Genomic DNA, 899 nt, shown 5'->3' with positions numbered 1-899 from the left:
GAGAGGGTGGCGGCCAGGACGGCGCGGACCTCGAAGGCGGGCCGGCCGCCGTGCTGGAGGTAGGCGTGCAGGATGTCGGGGGTGTTGACGAAGAAGTTGGGCCGCATGTACGCGGCCGTCTCCGTGGACAGCTCGGTGAGGTACTCGGTCAGTTCCTGCTTGGTGGTGCGCCAGGTGAAGTAGGTGTAGGACTGCTGGAAGCCGGTCTGGGCCAGGGTGCGCATCATGGCCGGCCGGGTGAACGCCTCCGCCAGGAAGATCACGTCGGGGTCGCTCGCGTTGATCTGCTCGATCACCCTCTGCCAGAACAGGACCGGCTTGGTGTGGGGGTTGTCCACCCGGAAGATCCGCACGCCGAGGGACATCCACAGCCGCAGGACCCGCAGGGTCTCGGTGATCAGGCCGTCCATGTCGGCGTCGAAGGCGATGGGGTAGATGTCCTGGTACTTCTTGGGCGGGTTCTCGGCGTAGGCGATGGTGCCGTCGGGGCGGTGGTGGAACCATTCGGGGTGCTTGTCGACCCAGGGGTGGTCGGGGGAGCACTGCAGGGCGAAGTCCAGGGCGATCTCCAGGCCGAGGGCGGCGGCCTGGTCGACGAACCGGGCGAAGTCCTCGAGCGTGCCCAGCTGGGGGTGGACGGCGTCGTGGCCGCCCTCGGGGGAGCCGATCGCCCAGGGCACGCCGACGTCCTGGGGGGTGGGGGAGAGGGTGTTGTTGCGGCCCTTGCGGAAGGTGGTGCCGATGGGGTGGATGGGGGGCAGGTAGACGACGTCGAAGCCCATCGCGGCGATCGCGGGCAGCCGGCGGGCGGCGGTGCGGAAGGTGCCGTGGGGCTGCTCGGCGGTGCCCTCGGAGCGGGGGAAGAACTCGTACCAGGCGCCGTACAGGGCGCGTTCCCG

The 899-nt window shown here is 69.9% G+C and carries 1 protein-coding gene; it reads right to left on the bottom strand.

All coding sequences use genetic code 11. From position 1 onward, the window contains the following. Nucleotides 1–899: alpha-amylase family protein (locus MKW14_RS40685; RefSeq protein WP_240871827.1), on the bottom strand; the 899-nt coding region annotated here is incomplete at both ends.

This window comes from Streptomyces gilvus (assembly GCF_022513565.1).
GTDB classification, from domain to species: domain Bacteria; phylum Actinomycetota; class Actinomycetes; order Streptomycetales; family Streptomycetaceae; genus Streptomyces; species Streptomyces gilvus.
This window is presented reverse-complemented; position numbering and strand designations above follow the sequence as displayed.